We start from the raw sequence: 19,002 nt of genomic DNA, 5'->3' as shown, positions 1-19,002 counted from the left end.
GAGACGGGCACCACCGACCCGACCCACAGGCGGCGCCCATGATCGAGCTGGTCCCCGGCGGCAATACGCCCCTGCCCGACGGCACCCTGACGCTGCGCGTGCCCGGCCCCTTCGACCTGTCCGCCCTGATCACCGGCGACAGCGGCAAGGTGGCGGGCGACGCGGACTTCGTGTTCTACAACCAGCCGTCGGCCCCGGGCACCCGCCTGGCCGGGGACACGCTGACGGTCGAGGCGAGCCGGCTGCGGGCCGGCGCGAGCCGCGTCACCCTGGTGGTCAGCCCGGCGGAGCCCGACACGCCCCTGGGCCGGCTGCCCTCGATCGTGCTCCAGGTCGGCGGCCCGCGCGGGCAGGCCCTCGCGCGGTTCGCCCCGCCTCCCCCGCGCCAGGAGACCGTGCTGCTGCTCGCCGAGATCTATCGCCGGGGCACCGCCTGGAAGCTGCGGGCGATCGGCCAGGGGTATGCGGAAGGGCTCGCGGGGGTGGCGCGGGACTTCGGCCTCGAAGTGACGGAGGAGCCCGCGGCGGCGGGCGGGGCCGGTGCGGCGGCGGGTGCGACCGGGCCCGCGGCGGGCGGGCGCGGGGCCGCGAGCGAAGCCGTCACCGTCGTCATGCCCCGGCCCCGCACCGCCGCGGCGCCCGCCGCACCGCCGCCTCCGGGTCACGCACCCGCGCGCGCACCGGCCGGGTCGGCGCCACCGGGCCCGCTCCAGGACTTCCTCACCCGGGTGAACTCCGCGCGTGCGGCCGCCGGTGCCCCGCCGGTCCAGTGGGACGCCCGCCTCGCCGATGCCGCCCGCACGCACGCGGCGGGCATGGCGGCGCGCGGGGTCCTCGGCTCCGAGAGCGCGGACGGCACCTCGCTGTACCAGCGCGTGGCAGCGGGGGGCTATGCGTATCTGACGATCGGCGAGCACCTGGTGTCCGGACCGCCCACGCCGACCGACCTCCTCGACTACTGCCTGGGGGACGACGGCTCCCGGCGGACCGTCCTGGACCGGGCGTACACCCACGTCGGCCTGGGCCAGGTGCCGGACGCCCGCTCCGGCGACGTGTTCTGGACAGCGCTGTGGGCCGAGCCGCTCACCCCGCAGGGGCTCGCCCGGTGCACGGCCGAGGTGCTCACGCTCACCAACGGCCACCGGGCGGCCGCCGGGCTCCGGCCCCTCGCACCGGACCCCCGGCTCACGGCCGCGGCGCAGGCCCACAGCGCGGACATGATCGCCCGCGCTTTCTACGCCCACACCGCGCCGGACGGCAGCGAGCCCTGGCACCGCGCCGCGGCGGCGGGCAGCCCCCACCGCGCCGTCGGGGAGAACATCGCCTGCGGCCAGCGGTCCCCCGCCGAGGTCGTCGACGGCTGGATGAACAGCCCCGGGCACCGGGCGAACATCCTCAAGCCCACGTTCACGCACCTGGGCGTCGGCTTCGCGGGGGGTGGGTCGGCGGGGACGTACTGGACGCAGCTCTTCGGGGGCTGAGCAGCTCGCGCCGTGCCCCGCGCCCCTTTGGGGCGTCTTAGAGGGGCGTCGGTGTTCCCTGTCGGGCCGAGGTGTAGGCCGCCTCGACGATGCGTAGGGTGCGCAGGCCTGCGGGGCCGTCGGCGGTGGTCGTGCCGGTGGGGTCGGGGCCGAAGAGGAAGGCGCGCAGCATCCGCGCGTCCAGGTCCACGCCGTAGGGCAGCTCGACGCCGCGGCCGAGGCGTTCGCTGAAGCCGTGCACCTTCTGGTCGAAGGCGTCCATCTCCAGGGTGGCGCGCTCGCCGACGACGGTGAGTTCGAGGCCGCCCCAGGAGGGGTGGGAGCGCGGGTGGGACCAGCTGCAGTCGATGGTGGCGACGGCGCCGTTGTCGTAGGTGACGGTGACAAGGCCGCTGGTCTCGGTGGCGACCTCGCCTTCGTACAGGAGGTTGTTGGTCTGCGCGTACACCTCCACGGCGCGGGCCCCGAGCAGGTCGTCGAGCAGGTCGGCGATGTGGACGGTGTGGTCCATCAGGGCGCCGCCGCCCGCCAGTTCGGGGTCGGCGAACCAGCGGCGCGCCCGCGTGGGCATGTGCCCGTTGTTGGCGCCGGACACGGCGAGCACCCGGCCCGTGTCGCCCCCGGTCACGGCACGCTTGACGGCCGCGTACGCCGGGCTGAAGCGCACCGGGTACGCGACCGCGAGGCGCACCCCGGCGGCGCGGCAGGCGGCGACCATCGCCTCGCCGTCCGCCACGGTGGCCGCGAGCGGCTTCTCGCACAGCACGTCGACGCGGTGCGCGGCGGCCAGCTCGACGAGCGGGCGGTGACGGGCGTTCTCCGAGCACACCACGACGGCGTCGGGCCGCCAGGCGAGGGCCTGCGCGTAGGTGTCGGCGTACGGGACGTCCAGGGACGCGGCGAACGCGCGGCCGCGCACCTCGCCGGGCGCGGCGGACGCGGTGTCCGGGTCGCTGCCGAGGACCTCCACGCCCGGCATGTCCCGCAGCAGCCGCAGATAGGCGGCCGCGTGGACGTGGGCGAACGACAGGACGGCGACCTTCATCGGCTGCTCTCCTCAAGGTCCACGGCCCGCCCGGTGCGGCTGGACTCGATGGCGGCGCGCGCGACGCGCACCGCGGCGACGCCGTCGTCGGCGCGCACCCGGGGCACGAGCCCGGGGTCGTCCCAGGACGCGGCGAACTCGCGCAGCTGGGTGAGGTAGGGGCTCTCGGTCATGGGCGTCGACGGGATGCCCTCGTTCGGGGCGCGCACGCCCTGGGCGGTGATGCGGAAGCCGGGCGCGGCGGCCGAGTCGTGGTGCAGCAGCCCGTCGGACCCCGCGACGCGGAACGTGGTGCGGAACGGCTGGTCCGGCAGCCCCCACAGACCGTTCACATGGCTGATCGCGCCGGAGGCGTGGGTGAGGACGGCGGTGGCGGTGACGACCTCGGCGGGGGTGCCGGTGGCGAGTTCGGCGCCGCGCGTGCGGGCGTACACGCGCACCACGTCGCCCGCGATCCAGCGGGCGATGTCGATGTCGTGCACCATCAGGTCCATGAGCACCCCGCCGGACTGGGCGGGGTCCCCGAACCAGGGCGCCCACTGCGGGCGCGCGGCGGCGCGGGTGAAGCGCAGGACGGCGAGCCGGCCGAGGTCGCCGCGCACGACGGCCGCGCGCAGGGCCGCGTACGCCGGGAAGTAGCGCACGACGTGCGCGGGGTGCAGCCGGACGCCCGCGGCGACGGCGGCGGCCGCCATCCGGGCCGCGTCCGCGGCCGTCAGGGCGAGCGGCTTCTCGCAGACGACGTGCCGCCCCGCCGCGACGGCGGCGAGCACCAGCTCCTTGTGGGTGGGGGTGGGGGTGCAGACGTCGACGGCGCGGCAGTGCTCCAGGAGCGCGTCGAGGGTGGGCACGGCGGTGACGGGGTGGCCGCGCCCGGCGTACTCCGCGGCGAGCTTCTCGCCCGAGCCGTCCTGGGTGTGGACGACGACGGTGGCGCCCAGGTCGAGCCAGCCGGGCAGATGGGCGCGGGCGATGCCGCCCGCGCCGAGCAGGCCGATGGGAAGCGGTGGCATGAGGGAGATGACCTCTCTTCGAACGTCGCTCTCGGAACGTCGGCTCTCTGTGCGTCGGTGGTGTGCGGTCCCCGGGCCGCGCCGGGGTTCTCGTACGTCAACTCCGCGGCGCCGTCATCCCTTCACTCCGGAGGCCGCGACGCTCTGTACGAAGTGCCGTTGGAGCAAGACGTAGACGAGGAGCATCGGCAGGCTGGCTATCAGCGAACCGGCCATCATCACCGGGTAGTTGGTCTCGTACTGGCCCTTCAGGGAGGTCAGGCCCGCGCTGATCGGCATGGCCTCGGGGTCGGTGTTGACGATCAGCGGCCACAGCAGGTCGTTCCAGGCCGCCATGGCGGTGATGACGGCGAGCGCGGCGAGGGCGGGTCGGATCAGCGGCAGCATGACGGACCAGAAGATCCGGAAGGAGCCCGCGCCGTCGATGCGGGCGGCCTCCTCCAGCTCCCGGGGCAGCGCGAGGAAGGCCTGGCGCAGCAGGAAGGTGCCGAACGCGCTGAACATGCCGGGCAGGAAGAGCGCGGGCGCCGAGTTCAGGAGCCCGAAGCTCTGGATGATGTCGTACTGCGGCAGGACGAGCAGGGAGCTGGGCACCATCAGGACGGAGAGGAACAGGCCGAAGAGCAGGTCGCGGCCCCGGAAGCGCATCCGCGCGAACGCGTAGGCGGCCAGGGAGCAGAACACGAGCTGGCCCGCGGTGCGCCCCAGCGTGTTGAGCGCGCTGTTGGTGAGCATCTCGCGGAACGGCAGCGCCGTGAACACCTCGTCGAAGCTCGCCCCCCGCCAGTCGTCGGGCAGGAACGTCGGCGGGACGCGGGAGACCTCCGCGAGCGACTTCAGGGCGGTGAGGAGCTGCCAGAAGAAGGGGAAGACCATCACGAGCGCGCCGAGACAGAGCACCGCGTGGGTCGCGACCGACCCCGGGTTCAGCCGGGGGCGTCGGGCGCGGCCCTTCTCTGACGTCGCGTCAGCGTTCGCTGCTTCAGGGGCTGTTGTACGAGTCGCTGTCGTGTCACCCATAGTGCACCCACCTCCGCTGGAGCCTGAACTGGAGATACGTGAGGCCCGCGATGAGCAGCATCAGGAGGAAGGCCAGGGCGGCCGCGGCGCCCTGGGCGTTCTCGACGAACGCCCACTTGTAGAAGAGGCCCACGACGGACTGGGTGTCACCGACCGCCGGGTTCTTCTCGCCCATCATGATGTAGATCAGGTCGAACACCTGGAGCGACTGGATCATGCAGATCACGGACGCGAAGAAGATCGTGGGGCTGAGCAGCGGCAGCGTGATGGTGAAGAAGCGCCGCACCGCGCCCGCGCCGTCCAGCTCGGCGGCCTCGTAGTAGTCCCGCGGGATGCCCTTGATGCCCGCCATGAAGATGATCAAGTAGTAGCCGGTGGTCGACCAGACCATGACGGCGCCGATGGCGAAGACGGCCGTGGAGGGGTCGGAGATCCAGTAGCGGCGGTCCACGCCGAACCAGCCGAGGACCTCGTTGAGGAGTCCGAAGTCGCCGTTGTAGAGCCAGTTCCAGACCAGGCCGACGGCCACGGGCAGGGTCACGAACGGCACGAAGTACAGGGCGCGGTACAGCGGGACCGCGCGCAGGCCGCGGCGGTTGAGCAGGGAGGCGATGACGAGGGCGAGGGGCAGCGCGGTCAGGCCGATGCCGCAGTAGACGAGGGTGTTGCCGAGCGCCTGCCAGACGGTGACGTCCTTGACGACGCGGGCGTAGTTGTCGCCGCCGATCCAGGTGTGGCCGCCGAAGGGGCCGAACTCGGTGAAGCTGAAGTAGAAGGTCTGGATCATCGGCCAGAAGTAGAAGAGCGCGAAGCCCAGGCCGAGGGGGGCGATGAACAGGTACGCGGCGCGCTGGTCGCGGCTCGCGGGGCCGGTGCCCGCGCCTCGGGCGGCGCGCCGGTCGGCCGCCTTCGCGGCGGCGGTCGCGGGGAAGACACTCATCGGTCGCGCTCCTCCTTCAGGGCCCGGTCCATCTGCTCGCCCAGAGTGCGCGCGGCCCCCTCGATCCCGCCCTTGCCGCTGAACGCGGCGCCGAGGAGCGGATATTGGAGGTTCTCCCAGACGGCGGTGTTCTTCGAGCTGGGGTAGGGGACGGCGTACTTCTCCATGTCGATGAAGGACTTGAGGTCGAACTCGGGCATCGACTTCATCCAGGCGTCCTGCGTCCCGGCGTAACTGGAGATCGTCACGCCGAGTTCGGCTTGGATCTCGGCGGCCTCGCGGCCCGCCATGAAGTGGACGAACTTCCAGGCCGCCGCCTTCTTGTCGCTCTTGGCGGAGATCACGTTGGCGAGGCCGTGGATGACGGTGGCCCGGCGGCGGCCCCGGGGCAGGACGGTGACGCCGCCGTGGTCCTTGAGCGCGGGCACGGCGTACATCTGCCCGGACATCGCCGACACGTCGTACACCATGGCCACCTTCTCCGACCAGTAGCGCACCCGGGCGACGTTCTCGACCATCGCGCTCTGCGGCGGCGACCAGCCGCGGTCGATCATGTCGGTGAGGAACCGCAGGCCCTCGATGGTCCGGTCGTCGCCGAACCCGGAGCGGCCGTCGCGCAGGACGTAGCCGTCCGCGGCGAAGACGGTCGGATAGATGACGAACTGGCGGTGCATCTCGGCGGCGAAGCCGTGCACGCGCTCGTGCGGGTCGGTCAGCTCGGCGGCCGCGGCGCGCAGGTCGTCCCACGTCCAGGTGGGGTCGGGGTAGGGGACGCGCGCCTTGTCGAAGAGGGCCTTGTTGTACCAGAGCCCGATGGTGTCGAAGTCCTTCGGGATGCCGTACTGGGTGCCCTCGTAGGCGTAGAGCCGCACGAGCTGTGCCGGATGCCTCTCCAGCGGGGTGGCGTCGCGCGCGATGCGCTCGGCGAGGGGCTCCAGGACGCCGTGGGCCGCGTACAGCTGGAAGTTGACGGCGTTCATCCAGAACACGTCGGGGGCGGTGCCGCCGCGCATCGAGGTCTTCAGGGTGGTCCAGTAGCTGGCCCACGGGGTGAGCTCGATGCGCACGGATATCCCGGGGTTGCGCTCCTTGAACGCCGCGATGATCCGCCGCATGCCCGGCACCTGCGCCGGGTCCCACATGCCGTACGAGAGCGTGGTGCGGCCGCCGCCTTCGCTGCCGCCGCCGCCCTGGTCCGCGCAGGCGGCGAGCGCGGGTGCCGACGCCGCCGCAAGACCAGAGCGGAGGAGGGTCCTCCTGCGCATACGCGCCTCCGCTTCGACTGGGGATCCTCGAATGGGGATCGGGGGTGGGGGCCGCCGGGCCTCGCCTAGTCGGCCGTGTCCGCGAGCAGTTCCTCCTCCACGAGGTCGAGTGCCTTGCGCACCGCGCCGAGGGCCACGCCGCGCTCGCCGAGCGAGCTGACCGCGATCCTCGGCAGGTGCAGCGTCAGCGGGCGCAGCCGCGCCTCCAGGGGCGGCACGAGGTGGGTGCCGAGCGGTGTCGCGCCGCCGGTGAGCACGATCAGCTCGGGGTCGACGGCGAGCGCGAGGGCGGCGATGCCGGGCGCGAGCCGCTCGGCGAAGTCCGCGAGGGCGGCGAGCGCGCGCGCCTCCCCGGCGTCCGCGGCGCGCGCGAGCGCGGCCACCTCGGACTCGCCCGGGCGGCGCGGCCCGGGCCAGGCGAGGGCCTCCTGCGCGGTGTCGAGGCCGAGCAGCGGCAGCAGGCCCAGCTCGCCCGCGCCGCCGCGGCCGCCCCGGTGCAGCCGCCCGCCGATGGTCAGGGCGCAGGACACGCGGTGTCCGGTGAGGACGCAGACGACGTCGCCCGCCAGCGTCGCGGCGCCCTGCCAGCGCTCGGCGAGCACGGCGAGGTTCACGTCGTTCTCGACGAGGGTGTGGCCCGTCTCGCCGTCGGAGAGCAGCCGCCGCAGGTCCACGCCCGACCACTCGGGCACGACGACGGAGGTGAGGTGGCCGCCCGCGTCGACGACGCCGGGCACGCCGACGCAGCGCGCGAGGACGGTGTCGCGGCGCACGGCGTGCGCGTCGAGGAAGGCGTCCATCGCGCGCTGGAGCAGTGCGAGCCGGGGCCCTCCGCCCAACAGCGGGTCGATGTCGGCGCGTTCGGCGGCCAGGACGGTGCCGCCGAGGTCGGCGAGGAGCAGCACCATCTTGTGCAACCCTATGTCCGCGCCGAGCACGTGTCCGGCCTCGCTCCGGAAGCGGAACCGCCGCGCGGGACGGCCCCGCGCGCGCTCCCCGGCCGCCGCCTCCGTCACCCAGGCCCGTGCGACGAGGTCCTCCAGGACGGCCTCGACGGTGGGCCGGGACAGGCCGGTGCCCGCGGCGAGTTCGGCGAGGGTCTGGGGGCTGCGGCGGTGCAGGGCGCGGAGGATGACGGTGGTGTTCAGGCGGCGCAGTCCGGCCAGGTCGTGGCCGCGCGTCCGTTTTCGCATCACTTCTGCACCCCGGAAGTCGTGGTGGAGCAGCCCCGTTGACGGGCGAGAGCCCGTCGCGGCCGGGATTTGGTAGGAGAGTTGCATAAAGGAACGCCGACGGGAAGACCCCGCGCACGGACTTTCGTACGGACCTTCACACGCGTCGCGCACCGCCCCTCGCGCGCTCCGACCACACGAACACCCGGACACTCAGGAGGAGTTAGGGCATGGCAGCAGCACCCTCGGACGGCGAAGGCAGCGCCGACATCGACACCGGCAGGCCGCACCCCGCCCGCGTCTACGACTGGTTCCTGGGAGGCGCCCATCACTTCCCGGCGGACGCCGAGTTCGGTACGCGGATCGTGGCGCTCGACCCGACCGCCAAGTACGGCGCCCGGCACAACCGCTGGTTCATGCAGCGCGCCACGCGTCATCTCGCGGGAGCGGCCGGAGTACGCCAGTTCCTCGACATCGGCAGCGGCATCCCGACGGAGCCGAACCTCCACCGCGTCGCACAGGACATCGCACCCGAGGCGCGGGTCGTGTACGTGGACCACGACCCGCTGGTCCGCGTGCACGCGGCGGGGCTCCTCAGCGGCACCGGGGCCGGGGCCACGGCGTTCGTCGAGGCGGACGCGCGCGACCCCGAGCTGATCCTCGAACGCGCCGCGGAGGTACTGGACTTCGCCCGGCCCGTGGCCCTGTCGCTCATCGCCGTGACGCACTTCCTCACCGACGAGGACGGCGCGCACGCCATCGTCGCGCGCCTCCTGGACGCGCTCGCGCCCGGCAGCCACCTGGTGCTCTCGCAGCTGTCGGGCGACGAGGAGACCGCGTGGGTCGGCGAGGCCGTGGACCGGTACACGACGGGCGGCGTCACACTCGTGCCGCGCACCCGGGCGCAGACGGAGCGGTTCTTCACCGGGTGCGCGCTCCTCGCGCCCGGCCTGGTGCAACCGCCCGACTGGCGGCCCGGACTCGGGGTCGGCGAGGTGCGGGACGGGACGCTGGTGCCGCTCCACGCGGGGGTGGGCCGGAAGGAGTGAGCGACGGCCCGCCGGACCGGCCCCGCCCACCCTTTCGGGTCACCTTGACGATAAGCGGCCGACCTCATATCGTCGAGGTGACGAAAAACGGGGAGGTCCACCATGGCCGACATCACCCGGCGCCTCGGCCTGCGCCATCTGCGCTCCGCGCCCACCGCCCACATCCGCCACCACCAGGGCGGCCGGCTGCGCCACGACGGGCCGGGGCTCAGCTTCTGGTTCCGGCCGCTCAGCGCCGCCCTGTCCGAAGTGCCCGTCGACGACCGGGAGCTGGCGGTCGTCTTCCACGCCCGCACCGCCGACTTCCAGGACGTCACCGTGCAGGCCACCGTGACGTACCGGATCAGCGACCCGGCGCTCGCGGCGGCCCGTCTCGACTTCTCCGTGGACCCGGACACCGGCGCCTGGCGGTCCGCTCCCCTGGAGCAACTGTCCACCCTGCTCACCGAGTCGGCGCAGCAGCACGCCCTGGACCTGCTGGCCCGCACGCCGCTCGCGGCCGCGCTCGCCGACGGGGTCGCGGCGGTCCGCGAGCGCGTCACCGAGGGCCTCGCCGCCGAGCCGCGGCTGCCCGCGACGGGCATCGACGTCGTCGCCGTACGCGTCGTCGCCATCCGGCCCGAGCCCGAGGTGGAGCGGGCCCTGCGCACCCCGGCGCGCGAGCGCGTGCAGCAGGACGCCGACCGGGCGACGTACGAGCGCCGGGCCGTGGCCGTCGAGCGCGAGCGCGCCATCGCCGAGAACGAGCTGGCGAGCCGCATCGAACTCGCCCGTCAGGAGGAGCGCCTGGTCGAGCAGCGCGGCACCAACGCGCGCCGCGAGGCAGAGGAGAACGCCGCGGCCGACGCCGTGCGCGCCGAGGCGGAGGCCGCCCGTACGGTACGGCTCGCGCGGGCCGAGGCAGAGGCCGCCCGTGCCGTCGGCGAGGGCCGCGCGGCGGCCCAGACGGCCTGGCTCGCCGCGCACGCGACCGCCGACGCCGCCACCCTGCACGCCCTCGCCGCCACCCGCCTCGCCGAGAACGTGCCGCGCATCGAGAGCCTCACGCTGTCGCCGGACGTCGTCACGGGGCTGCTCGCGAAGCTCGGCCGCGGCTCCGGGAACGGCTCCGGCGCGTCCGGCGGCGGGCGGTCATGAGCCTCGCACCGCGCGCCGTCCTCGTGCACCGGCGCACCGAGTACGAGGAGCTGATCGCCCGGCACGGCACGCACGGGCACGCGGCGTTCTTCCTGTCCTCGCGCGGGCGCGCCGTCGAGGAGGTGGCCGAGCGGCACCGGCGCGCCAAGGGCGCCCTCGCCGACGTGGCGGCCGCGGTGCCGCTGCGCTGGCGGCACACCCGGGTGGAGCGCGCGGACCTCGACCGGTTCCTGTTCGCGCCCGAGGACGTGGTGGTCGTGGTCGGGCAGGACGGGCTCGTCGCCAACGCGGCCAAGTACCTGACGGGCCAGCCCGTCATCGGCGTCGACGCCGAGCCGGGGCGCAACCCGGGCGTCCTGGTGCCGCACCGGGCCGCCGACACCGCGAAGCTGCTCCCGCACGCGGCGGCGGGCGCCGCCGGGGCCGCGGAGCTCACCATGGCCGAGGCCGTCACCGACGACGGCCAGCGCCTGCGCGCCCTCAACGAGATCTACGTCGGCGCCGCCGGACACCAGACCGCCCGCTACCGCATCGGCTCCGCCGCCGACCCCTCGGGCCCGGAGGCCCAGGCCTCCTCCGGCGTGGTCATCGGCACCGGCACCGGGGCCACCGGCTGGCTGGGCTCGCTCCGGCGGCAGTGTGCCGACGGCCCCCGCCTCCCGGGCGCGACCGACCCCCGCCTGCTGTGGTTCGTACGCGAGGCCTGGCCGTCCCCCGCGACCGGCACCACCCTGGTCCGCGGCGAGCTGACGGCCGGCCAACGCCTGTGGCTCACCGTCGAGTCCGACCGCCTGGTCGCCTTCGGCGACGGCATGGAGAACGACGCCATCGAACTCGGGTGGGGGCAGAGCGTGCGCGTGGGCGTGGCGGAGGGGGCGCTGCGCCTGGTCGCCTAGAGCTACAGGTCCTTGCCGGCGGATTCCAGGTTCGCTCAAGGTTTCCGCAAGGCGTGCAGGCGCATGGTGGGTTCTTCGACGGTCCGCCGCCGCGGGCCACGGGGGAAGCCGAACCCGCCCCTCCGGACGAAAGGGCAGGGACGAGTGAGAGAGACGACCTTCACCACCGAGGAGCTGCCCGCGGGAGAGCGGTTCGAGGGCTGGTACGAACTGGCCTCCCGCGTCCTGATCCCCACCCATGTGCGCCGCGACGACACGACGGAGTTCCAAGCCTCGACGCTGGTGCGCGGTTCGCGCGCCCTCCAGTTGGCGACCGGCACCGTGGGGGCGTTCTCCGCGGAGCGCACCGAGAAGCTGATCCGCAGGTCGGACCCGGAGCGCTACCTGCTCGACGTCGTCCGGACCGGCACCGGCCTGGTCTGCCAGGGGAGCCAGGAGGCCTACCTGAACGCCGGTGACCTCGTCCTCACCGACTCCTCGCAGCCCTGCCGGGCACGGCACGAGACCGGAATCCACGAGAGCCTCGTCGTCCCCAAGGCCCTCCTGCCCTTCACCGCGGCCCAGCTGGCACCGCTGCTGGCCCGCCGCCTCGACGGCGACACGGGCATCGGAGCGGTCCTCTCCCGCTGCCTGTACGAGCTGGCCCGGCCGCGCACCCCCGCTCGCGCCGCGGACATCGAGCGCCTTCTCGACCCCGCCCTGGAACTGCTGACCACCCTGCTGGCCCACGAACTCGACAGCCAGGGCACGCTGACGCCCAAGAGCCAGCAACAGGCTCTGCTCGCCCGGATCACGTCCTTCGTCCACCAGCACCTGGGTGACCCCGGCCTCTGTCCCCGGACCGTCGCCCACGCCCACCACATCTCCCTGCGCCGTCTGCAACAGGTCCTGGCCACCTCAGGCCTCACCCCCGCGGCCCTCATCCGCACCGAACGCCTCCACCAGTGCCAACGCGCCCTCACGGACCCCGCGCAGACCGACCGCACCATCCAGTCCATCGCCACCCGCTGGGGCTTCACGAACCACGCCCACTTCACCCGCCTCTTCCGCGCCACCTACGGAATGCCACCCGGCGAGTACCGGGCCGCCCACGGCGGGCTCGGGCGGCCCCGCGAATGACGCGCCTGGTGCGAAGAGCGCAGGTGGGGCCCGGTGCGGAGGGTTCGTTCGGGTAGGGCAGGATGGGCGGCCGTGTCATCGCGCGGAGGCGTACGCGCCACCGGGGGCACGGAGCGAAACGGCCGACCACGGGAGCCCATTGATGGACCGAGCCCTCACCCTGCACGACCTGATGTTCGCCGGGATCGCCGTGGTCTGCGGCTTCGCGGCCGCGCTGCTCGCGCGGGCGACACTGCGCTGGCTCGGCGTGCGCGCGACCCGCACCCGGTGGAACGGCGACGACGTGATGGTCGACGCCGCCCGCGCCCTGGTGCCGTGCGCCGCGATCGTGGCGGGCCTGGCCTCGGCGGCCGCCGCGCTGCCGCTGACGTCCCGTACCGGACGGAACGTCAATCTCGTCCTGACGGCGCTGCTGATCCTCGCCGCGACGGTCACCGCGGCGCGGATCGTGGCGGGGCTCGTGAAGGGCCTGGCGCAGTCCCGCTCCGGCGTGGCGGGCTCGGCGACCATATTCGTGAACATCACGCGCGTCATCGTGCTCGCGATCGGCTTCCTCGTCGTCCTGCAGACCCTCGGCGTGTCCATCGCGCCGCTGCTCACCGCTCTCGGCGTGGGCGGGCTCGCGGTGGCGCTCGCGCTCCAGGACACCCTGGCGAACCTGTTCGCGGGCGTGCACATCCTCGCCGCGAAGACCGTGCAGCCCGGTGACTACATCCGGCTGAGCAGCGGCGAGGAGGGCTACGTCGTCGACATCAACTGGCGCAACACGGTGGTGCGGAACCTCTCCAACAACCTCGTGATCATCCCGAACGGCAAGCTCGCCGGCACCAACATGACCAACTACAGCCAGCCGGAGCAGGAGCTGTCGATCCTGGTGCAGGCGGGCGTCGGCTACGAGAGCGACCTGGACCAGGTCGAGCGCGTGACCATCGAGGTCGTGGACGAGGTGATGACCGAGATCACCGGCGCCCTGCCCGACCACGAGGCGGCCATCCGCTTCCACACCTTCGGCGACTCGCGGATCGGCTTCACGGTGATCCTGGGCGTGGGCGAGTTCAGCGACCAGTACCGGATCAAGCACGAGTTCATCAAGCGGCTGCACCGGCGCTACCGGGCCGAGGGCATCCCGGTCCCCGCGCCGACGCGGACCGTGACCGTCCGGCAGGGCGAGCTGCCGGTGGCGATCCCGCACCAGCGAAGCTGATCGGTTTATGTGCAAGCCCTTGCATAAGCGGTGCTTTAGGGGTCGCGAACCGCTGGCAAGGGGGCAAATTGAGCCGCATATGCCGGGTGGACGTGTCCGGCCGGGCGCGCGGGGCAGGACATCCCCGCCGTACTGAGCCGGACTGCCCCGCGATTGGCTCCCAAGTTCGGTTTTTTCCGGCCGAACACCAAAAGTAGTTGAAAAAACACACCTTGTGGTCACGGGACCGCGAGAAGACGATCGGCCCTGCCCGACTTCGCCCGGCGCCATCGCGCCCGTCGATGCCGGCGACGCCCTCGTCCCCGTTCCCTCCTGGGAGGTCCCCGTGAACGACCGCCTTTCGCTCGCACCGGATTCAGCACGGCAGCTCGCGACCGCGACCAAGACGGCGCCCCAGATGCTCGGCACCACGCCGCGCTATCTGCTGCGCGCGCTGCCCTGGGTGGACCTCAAGTCCGGCGTGTACCGCGTCAACCGCCGCCGCACCTTCGTCCTGGGCGATGACCGCATATCGACCCACAGCGACGGCGGCTCACCCCGAGTCGTCCCCGGTGACCTGCGCGAACTGCCCTATCTGCGGGACGCGGAGGAGTCCTGTCTCACCGAACTCGCCGACGCCTTCACCGAGGTGCGCTTCGAGCCGGGGCAGGTCCTCGCGCAGGAGGGCGACCCCGCGGACCGCCTGTGGATCATCGTGCAGGGCCGCGCCGAGAAGCGCGTGACCGGCCGCTACGGCGAGGAGCAGCTCATCGAGGTGATCGGTGACGGCCAGTTCTTCGACCTCGGCGCCTGGACCCGCGAGGAGGCCACGCCCTACCGCGTGCAGGCCCTCACCCCCGGTCTCGCCCTGTGCGCCGAGCGCCGCGCCCTCGCGGCCCTCGCCGACCGCGACGAGAACGTCCGCGCCTCCATGACCGCCTACGCCTCCGGCAACGGCTTCCGGCCCGGCGCCGAGGTACCGGTGGACCTCACCTCGGGCCACGTCGGCGAGCCCGACCTGCCCGCCACGTACGTCGACTACGAGGACACTCCGCGCGAGTACCACATGACGCTGGCGCAGACGATCCTGCGCGTGCACACCCGCGTCCACGACGTGTACAGCGGCGACTTCGACCAGACGCGCCAGCAGGCGCTGCTCACCATCGAGGCGCTGCGCGAGCGGCAGGAGTCGGCGCTGCTCAACCACCCCCAGTTCGGCCTGTTCCACAACGTGGCGCCGGGGCAGCGCGTGCAGACCCGCACCGGATCGCCCACGCCCGACGACCTCGACGAGCTGCTCTCCCGGGTGTGGAAGCAGCCCAGCTACTTCCTCGCACACCCCAAGGCCATCGCCGCGTTCGGCCGGGAGTGCACGCGGCGCGGCGTGCCCCCGGTCACCGACAGCAGGTTCGGCAGCCCGCTGCTCACCTGGCGCGGGGTGCCGCTGGTCCCGTCCGACAAGGTGCCGTTCAGCAACGGCGTGCGGGCGAACGGCTCCAGCGGCTCGGCCGCGGCCGTCGGCACCACGGAGATCCTCCTGATGCGGATGGGCGAGGCCGACCGCGGTGTCGTGGGCCTGCGCCCCGGCGAGGTCTCCGACGAGGTCGAGCCCGGTCTGTCCATGCGGAACATGGGCACCGACCAGAAGGGCATCACCTCGTACCTGATGACGGCGTACTTCAACACGGCGGTCCTGGTCGAGGACGCCATCGCCGTGCTCCAGAACGTCGAGGTGAACAACTACCATGACTACTCCTGAGGTTCCCGACCTCCGGGCACTCCTCCGGACACCCGCACAGGCGCCGGCACCGGCGCCGGCGCCCCCGACCGCGGTACCGGCGATGCCCGCGGCGCCCGCAGAACCCGCGGTGCCCGCGACTCCGGTGACCGAGATGCCCGCCTCGCCGGCGGAGGTGCCCGGAGCCACCGCCCCGGCCCCGGCGCCCACGTCCCCCGAGAACGCCCTGTCGGCCCTGCCCGCCACCACCGCGCCCGGCGCCTTCTCCCCCGAGCAGGCCCGCAAGGACGTCCCGATCCTGCACCGGACGGTGAACGGGCACCCCCTGGTCTGGCTCGACAACGGGGCGACCACGCAGAAGCCGCGCCAGGTCATCGAGGCGCTCTCCGCCTACTACAGCGCGGCCAACTCCAACATCCACCGGGGCGCGCACACCATGGCGCGCGAGGCCACCGAGCTGTACGAGGCGGGCCGCACGGCCGTCGCGGAGTTCCTCGGGGCCGAGTCCCCCCAGACCATCGCCTTCGCGCGGGGCACCACCGAGGCGATCAACCTGGTGGCGCAGAGCTGGGGCCGCTCCGTCATGGAGCCGGGCGACGAGATCCTCGTCCCGGTCCTGGAGCACCACTCCAACATCGTCCCGTGGCAGCTCCTCGCACAGGAGACCCACGCGCGCGTGGTCCCGGTGCCGCTCACGCCCGAGGGGGAGATCGACCAGAAGGCGTACACCGACCTGCTGTCCGCGCGCACGCAGCTCGTGGTGATCAGCCAGGCGTCGAACGTCCTCGGCACCGTGCCGCCGGTCGAGGAGATGACCGCGCTCGCGCACCGCTACGGCGCGCGGGTCCTCGTGGACGGCGCGCAGGCCGTGGCCCACATGCCGGTGGACGTACAGCGGTTGGGCGCGGACTTCTACGTGTTCTCCGGGCACAAGCTGTTCGCCCCGACGGGCATCGGCGCGCTGTACCTGAAGCCGGAGATGGCGGAGCTGATGCGCCCGTGGCAGGGCGGCGGCAACATGATCGAGTCGGTGAGCTTCGAGCGGACGACGTTCGCGCCGATGCCGCACCTCCTGGAGGCGGGCACCGGCCACATCTCCGGTGTGGTCGGGCTCCTCGCCGCGATCGACTGGCTGCGGTCGTTCGACCAGGAGGCCGTCGCCGCGTACGAGACCGCGCTGATGACGTACGCGACGCAGGCGATGGCGACGGTTCCGGGCCTTGAGGTGATCGGGTCCGCGGCCGAGCGGATCGCGGTGCTCACCTTCACGCTCGCGGGCCACGACCCGGCCTCGGTCGCGGACTGGCTCGACCGGGACGGGATCGCCGTCCGCGCGGGCCACCACTGCGCGCAGCCCGCGCTCGCGCACTACGGCCTGGAGTCCGCGGCCCGCGCGTCGTTCGCGCTCTACAACACCTCGGAGGAGGTGGACCAGTTGGTGGCGTCCCTGCGCCGTCTGCAGGCCGCCGCCTGAGCGGCGCGGGGGCGCCGGGACCCGGACCGCCGTCAGCGCGTGGGCCGGCGGCTCCGGGTCCTGAAGTGGAACACGACCAGGCCGACGACGGCGAAGAACGCCGCCCAGGCCAGGCCGAGCCCGAGATAGCGCCACAGGACGGTGTCGCCGAGCGAGCCTCCGGCGGAGAACTGCATCGGCCCGAACGAGGGGAAGTACTGCAGGACGGGCTTGTTGGCGGCCGGGTTGCCGAGCGGGTTCTGCAGGAACGTGTCGGTGAGCCCGCCCATGATGATGAGGAAGAAGCCCTCCAGGTCGTTCTTGACCAGGACGCCGAGGAACAGGCCGAGCGAGCCGTAGGTGAGGGTCATGGCCAGGAACCCGGCGAGGATCGTGGCCCAGCCGGTGAAGCCGGGGCGCCAGTAGAGCAGCAGCGTGAGCGCCGTGTAGAGGGCGATCGTGCCCGCGACGATGGCGATGGCCAGCATCTTGGCGCCGATCAGGGTGGACTGGCGGTACCCGGCGAAGGCGAGGCGCTTGTCGAAGGCGAGCGCCTTGCGCACCGCGTCGAAGACGACGAAGCCGGAGATCATCGTGAGCGAGTTGAGGCCCGCGGTGATCAGCGTGATGTGCTTGCCGTCGACGTGCAGCATCTCGCCCGTCGCGTACAGCTTGAAGTCCAGGGCCTTGTGGCCGGCGATCGAGGTCATCAGCAGGTACCAGACCGGCACGAAGAGCACGAGGAGCAGGGCCGCGAGGCGGTTGCGGCTCTGCTCGCGCACCGAGAACCGCAGCGCGGTCGGGAACTGCCCGAACAGCGGCCGGTCCGTGAAGACGTCAAACTGCGGCATGGCGGCGCTCCTGCTCCTCCTCGGACCTGCGCGGCGCGAGGCGGCCGTCGACCAGGTCGGCGAGGACGTCGAACCGCTCCTGCTCGAAGACCAGATGAGTGATCACGACGACGGCCTTGTCCCGCTCGTGCAGCTTGTCGACCAGGTCCCAGAAGCGCAGATACGTCTCCCAGTCGAAGCCCTGGTACGGCTCGTCCAGGAGCAGGACGTCGGGGTCGTGGAGCAGGGCGAGGGTGAGGTTGAGCTTCTGCCGGGTGCCGCCGGAGAGGTCGCCCGCGGCCGTGGAGCGGTACTTGTCGTAGCCGAGGAGGTCGACCAGTTCGTCGGCGCGGTCCAGGCTGCCCAGCCGGTGCGCGGCGGCGAAGTAGTGCAGGTGCTGGTCGACGGTGAGGTTGGCGTTGAGCACGGGGTCCTGCGGGCAGTAGCCGAGCTCGCCGCTGAGCCTCACCTCGCCCCGGTCGACGGGCAGGGTGCCGGCGATGGCCTTGAGGAAGGTGGACTTGCCCGCGCCGTTCTCACCGACCACGGCGACCAGTTGGCCCGGTTCGACCGTGAGGTCGGCGCCGCGCAGGACCTGGTGCTTGCCGAACGCCTTGTGGATGTCCCGGGCGGTGAGTGCGGGCTCCGGCCTTGTGGTCATGCCTGGCCTCCTTCTGCTTCCGGTGCTGTGGGCTCCGCGCTCAACCCGCCCGCGTAGATGCTCAGGAGCTCCGGGCCCCAGCGGGCCAGGCCCATAGCCGACAGCGGGTCCACGCCGAGGACCGCCGTGAGCTGGTCCCGCAGCAGGAACACCGAGAGGTCGTTGACCAGCAGCAGCGCGGCGCGCACCTGCGGGTCCCTGCCCCGTGACGCGGCGCCGGACTCGGCGAGGCCGTCGAGGGTCTCCCTGCTCATCGCATACAGCCGGTGGAACAGGCCGCGGCCCGCCTCCGAGTCGGACAGCAGGAGCCGGCGCAGATAGCCGGGCAGCGGCGACCCCACGGGCAGGTGGCGCAGGAAGACCTCGCCGAGCGAACTGGCCGTGGCGGACCTCGGCTCCTCGAACAGGTCCGGCCCCTCGTCCGCCGTCAGCTCGCCGAGCAGGCGCTCGAAGACGGTGAGGACGTAGTGGTCGACCTCCTGGCGCAGGCCGTCCTTGGAGCGGAAGTGGTGCACGACGAGCCCCGGGGAGACACCCGCCGCCGTGGCGATCTGGCGGACGGTGACGACATCGGGCCCCTGGGCGGCGAAGAGCCTCAGGGCCTCGTCTCGGATGACCGCCCGGGTCGTGCGGTCGTCGGGCATTGAACGCATGTACAGCAGACTAAACGCTCGTTCAATCGCTTGTCCAGCGAGGCGGAGCCTCCGCCTCCGCGACCATCCGTTGAGGCGTCCGCCGACGCGTCTCAACGGATGGCCGATCCGGCACTCCGGAAATCGCTGCGGTATCCGTCCGGGAAACCCGTCAGGCGGTCGATGGCACCGCACTCCCGTTCCTGGGAAACTCGTACGCAACCGAAAAGGAGTGGGGCTGATGGTGCTCCTGCGCCTCCTTCCGCCCGGACGAGCGGACTTCTCCGTCAGATGACGCCTTTCACCGCCCGCTGACACTTCTGCTGCCCACCGGCACCTTTGCCGTCCACCGGCACCATTCGCCGTCC

The 19,002-nt window shown here is 72.8% G+C and carries 17 protein-coding genes; 8 read left to right on the top strand and 9 right to left on the bottom strand.

Annotated elements, in window-relative coordinates; genetic code table 11:
* The first annotated feature begins 38 nt into the window (after positions 1-38).
* A complete protein-coding gene (locus CP982_RS34585) occupies positions 39-1,481 on the top strand; it encodes a CAP domain-containing protein (protein ID WP_150514065.1) in 1,443 nt (480 codons plus the stop codon).
* A 37-nt stretch (positions 1,482-1,518) separates the two neighbouring features.
* Here CP982_RS34585 and CP982_RS34580 read toward each other — a convergent pair whose 3' ends face one another.
* From CP982_RS34580 to CP982_RS34555, 6 genes are all read right to left on the bottom strand, one after another.
* Positions 1,519-2,526 (bottom strand): Gfo/Idh/MocA family protein, encoded by a 1,008-nt coding sequence (locus tag CP982_RS34580; protein ID WP_150514064.1) that lies wholly within the window; start codon positions 2,524-2,526, stop codon positions 1,519-1,521.
* Positions 2,523-3,539, bottom strand: a complete 1,017-nt coding sequence (locus CP982_RS34575; protein ID WP_150514063.1) for a Gfo/Idh/MocA family protein — start codon at positions 3,537-3,539, stop codon at positions 2,523-2,525. The genes CP982_RS34580 and CP982_RS34575 overlap by 4 nt, the downstream gene beginning before the upstream one ends.
* Before the next feature lie 114 nt (positions 3,540-3,653).
* Positions 3,654-4,439, bottom strand: a complete 786-nt coding sequence (locus tag CP982_RS34570; RefSeq protein ID WP_229879349.1) for a carbohydrate ABC transporter permease — start codon at positions 4,437-4,439, stop codon at positions 3,654-3,656.
* 112 nt (positions 4,440-4,551) lie between these two features.
* Positions 4,552-5,499: a carbohydrate ABC transporter permease gene (locus CP982_RS34565; RefSeq protein WP_150514062.1), complete on the bottom strand. Its 948-nt coding sequence runs from the start codon at positions 5,497-5,499 to the stop codon at positions 4,552-4,554.
* The gene (locus CP982_RS34560) at positions 5,496-6,764 is read right to left on the bottom strand and encodes an ABC transporter substrate-binding protein (protein ID WP_150514061.1); all 1,269 of its coding nucleotides are present in this window, start codon (positions 6,762-6,764) and stop codon (positions 5,496-5,498) included. The genes CP982_RS34565 and CP982_RS34560 overlap by 4 nt, the downstream gene beginning before the upstream one ends.
* Before the next feature lie 65 nt (positions 6,765-6,829).
* Positions 6,830-7,957 (bottom strand): ROK family transcriptional regulator, encoded by a 1,128-nt coding sequence (locus CP982_RS34555; protein WP_150514060.1) that lies wholly within the window; start codon positions 7,955-7,957, stop codon positions 6,830-6,832.
* A gap of 209 nt (positions 7,958-8,166) precedes the next feature.
* On the opposite strand from CP982_RS34555, the gene CP982_RS34550 reads away from it, so the two are divergent.
* The 7 genes from CP982_RS34550 to CP982_RS34520 all read left to right on the top strand — a co-directional run bounded on the left by CP982_RS34550 (position 8,167) and on the right by CP982_RS34520 (position 16,532).
* Positions 8,167-8,985, top strand: a complete 819-nt coding sequence (locus CP982_RS34550; RefSeq protein WP_150514059.1) for an SAM-dependent methyltransferase — start codon at positions 8,167-8,169, stop codon at positions 8,983-8,985.
* A 102-nt stretch (positions 8,986-9,087) separates the two neighbouring features.
* On the top strand, positions 9,088-10,122 hold the full coding sequence (locus CP982_RS34545; RefSeq protein ID WP_150514058.1) for an SPFH domain-containing protein: 1,035 nt from the start codon (positions 9,088-9,090) through the stop codon (positions 10,120-10,122).
* Positions 10,119-11,018, top strand: coding sequence for an NAD(+)/NADH kinase (locus CP982_RS34540; RefSeq protein WP_150514057.1), 900 nt, complete (start codon positions 10,119-10,121; stop codon positions 11,016-11,018). The genes CP982_RS34545 and CP982_RS34540 overlap by 4 nt, the downstream gene beginning before the upstream one ends.
* A gap of 144 nt (positions 11,019-11,162) precedes the next feature.
* Entirely contained in the window at positions 11,163-12,137 is a 975-nt protein-coding gene (locus CP982_RS34535) for a helix-turn-helix domain-containing protein (RefSeq protein WP_170316543.1), read from the top strand.
* A 142-nt stretch (positions 12,138-12,279) separates the two neighbouring features.
* Positions 12,280-13,341, top strand: coding sequence for a mechanosensitive ion channel family protein (locus tag CP982_RS34530; protein WP_150514055.1), 1,062 nt, complete (start codon positions 12,280-12,282; stop codon positions 13,339-13,341).
* 325 nt (positions 13,342-13,666) lie between these two features.
* On the top strand, positions 13,667-15,079 hold the full coding sequence (locus CP982_RS34525; protein WP_150514054.1) for a family 2B encapsulin nanocompartment shell protein: 1,413 nt from the start codon (positions 13,667-13,669) through the stop codon (positions 15,077-15,079).
* Positions 15,066-16,532, top strand: a complete 1,467-nt coding sequence (locus CP982_RS34520) for a cysteine desulfurase (RefSeq protein WP_150514053.1) — start codon at positions 15,066-15,068, stop codon at positions 16,530-16,532. The genes CP982_RS34525 and CP982_RS34520 overlap by 14 nt, the downstream gene beginning before the upstream one ends.
* A gap of 32 nt (positions 16,533-16,564) precedes the next feature.
* Here CP982_RS34520 and CP982_RS34515 read toward each other — a convergent pair whose 3' ends face one another.
* From CP982_RS34515 to CP982_RS34505, 3 genes are read right to left on the bottom strand one after another with little or no spacing between them, the layout of a single operon-like run.
* A complete protein-coding gene (locus CP982_RS34515; RefSeq protein ID WP_150514052.1) occupies positions 16,565-17,362 on the bottom strand; it encodes an ABC transporter permease in 798 nt (265 codons plus the stop codon).
* Positions 17,349-18,002, bottom strand: coding sequence for an ABC transporter ATP-binding protein (locus tag CP982_RS34510; protein WP_150514051.1), 654 nt, complete (start codon positions 18,000-18,002; stop codon positions 17,349-17,351). Before CP982_RS34510 ends, CP982_RS34515 begins: the two co-directional genes overlap by 14 nt.
* Positions 17,999-18,655, bottom strand: coding sequence for a TetR/AcrR family transcriptional regulator (locus tag CP982_RS34505; RefSeq protein ID WP_170316542.1), 657 nt, complete (start codon positions 18,653-18,655; stop codon positions 17,999-18,001). Before CP982_RS34505 ends, CP982_RS34510 begins: the two co-directional genes overlap by 4 nt.
* Positions 18,656-19,002: the final 347 nt, after the last annotated feature.

The organism is Streptomyces spectabilis, from assembly GCF_008704795.1.
Taxonomy (GTDB): Bacteria; Actinomycetota; Actinomycetes; order Streptomycetales; family Streptomycetaceae; genus Streptomyces; species Streptomyces spectabilis.
This window is presented reverse-complemented; position numbering and strand designations above follow the sequence as displayed.

What these genes read in the sequence shown, in the direction of transcription:
- CP982_RS34585 (WP_150514065.1), top strand. Translation starts at nt 39, where the DNA reads ATGATCGAGCTGGTCCCCGGCGGCAATACGCCCCTGCCCGACGGCACC.
- CP982_RS34580 (WP_150514064.1), bottom strand. Translation starts at nt 2,526, where the DNA reads ATGAAGGTCGCCGTCCTGTCGTTCGCCCACGTCCACGCGGCCGCCTAT.
- CP982_RS34575 (WP_150514063.1), bottom strand. Translation starts at nt 3,539, where the DNA reads ATGCCACCGCTTCCCATCGGCCTGCTCGGCGCGGGCGGCATCGCCCGC.
- CP982_RS34565 (WP_150514062.1), bottom strand. Translation starts at nt 5,499, where the DNA reads ATGAGTGTCTTCCCCGCGACCGCCGCCGCGAAGGCGGCCGACCGGCGC.
- CP982_RS34560 (WP_150514061.1), bottom strand. Translation starts at nt 6,764, where the DNA reads ATGCGCAGGAGGACCCTCCTCCGCTCTGGTCTTGCGGCGGCGTCGGCA.
- CP982_RS34555 (WP_150514060.1), bottom strand. Translation starts at nt 7,957, where the DNA reads ATGCGAAAACGGACGCGCGGCCACGACCTGGCCGGACTGCGCCGCCTG.
- CP982_RS34550 (WP_150514059.1), top strand. Translation starts at nt 8,167, where the DNA reads ATGGCAGCAGCACCCTCGGACGGCGAAGGCAGCGCCGACATCGACACC.
- CP982_RS34545 (WP_150514058.1), top strand. Translation starts at nt 9,088, where the DNA reads ATGGCCGACATCACCCGGCGCCTCGGCCTGCGCCATCTGCGCTCCGCG.
- CP982_RS34540 (WP_150514057.1), top strand. Translation starts at nt 10,119, where the DNA reads ATGAGCCTCGCACCGCGCGCCGTCCTCGTGCACCGGCGCACCGAGTAC.
- CP982_RS34530 (WP_150514055.1), top strand. Translation starts at nt 12,280, where the DNA reads ATGGACCGAGCCCTCACCCTGCACGACCTGATGTTCGCCGGGATCGCC.
- CP982_RS34520 (WP_150514053.1), top strand. Translation starts at nt 15,066, where the DNA reads ATGACTACTCCTGAGGTTCCCGACCTCCGGGCACTCCTCCGGACACCC.
- CP982_RS34515 (WP_150514052.1), bottom strand. Translation starts at nt 17,362, where the DNA reads ATGCCGCAGTTTGACGTCTTCACGGACCGGCCGCTGTTCGGGCAGTTC.
- CP982_RS34510 (WP_150514051.1), bottom strand. Translation starts at nt 18,002, where the DNA reads ATGACCACAAGGCCGGAGCCCGCACTCACCGCCCGGGACATCCACAAG.
- CP982_RS34505 (WP_170316542.1), bottom strand. Translation starts at nt 18,655, where the DNA reads ATGCGTTCAATGCCCGACGACCGCACGACCCGGGCGGTCATCCGAGAC.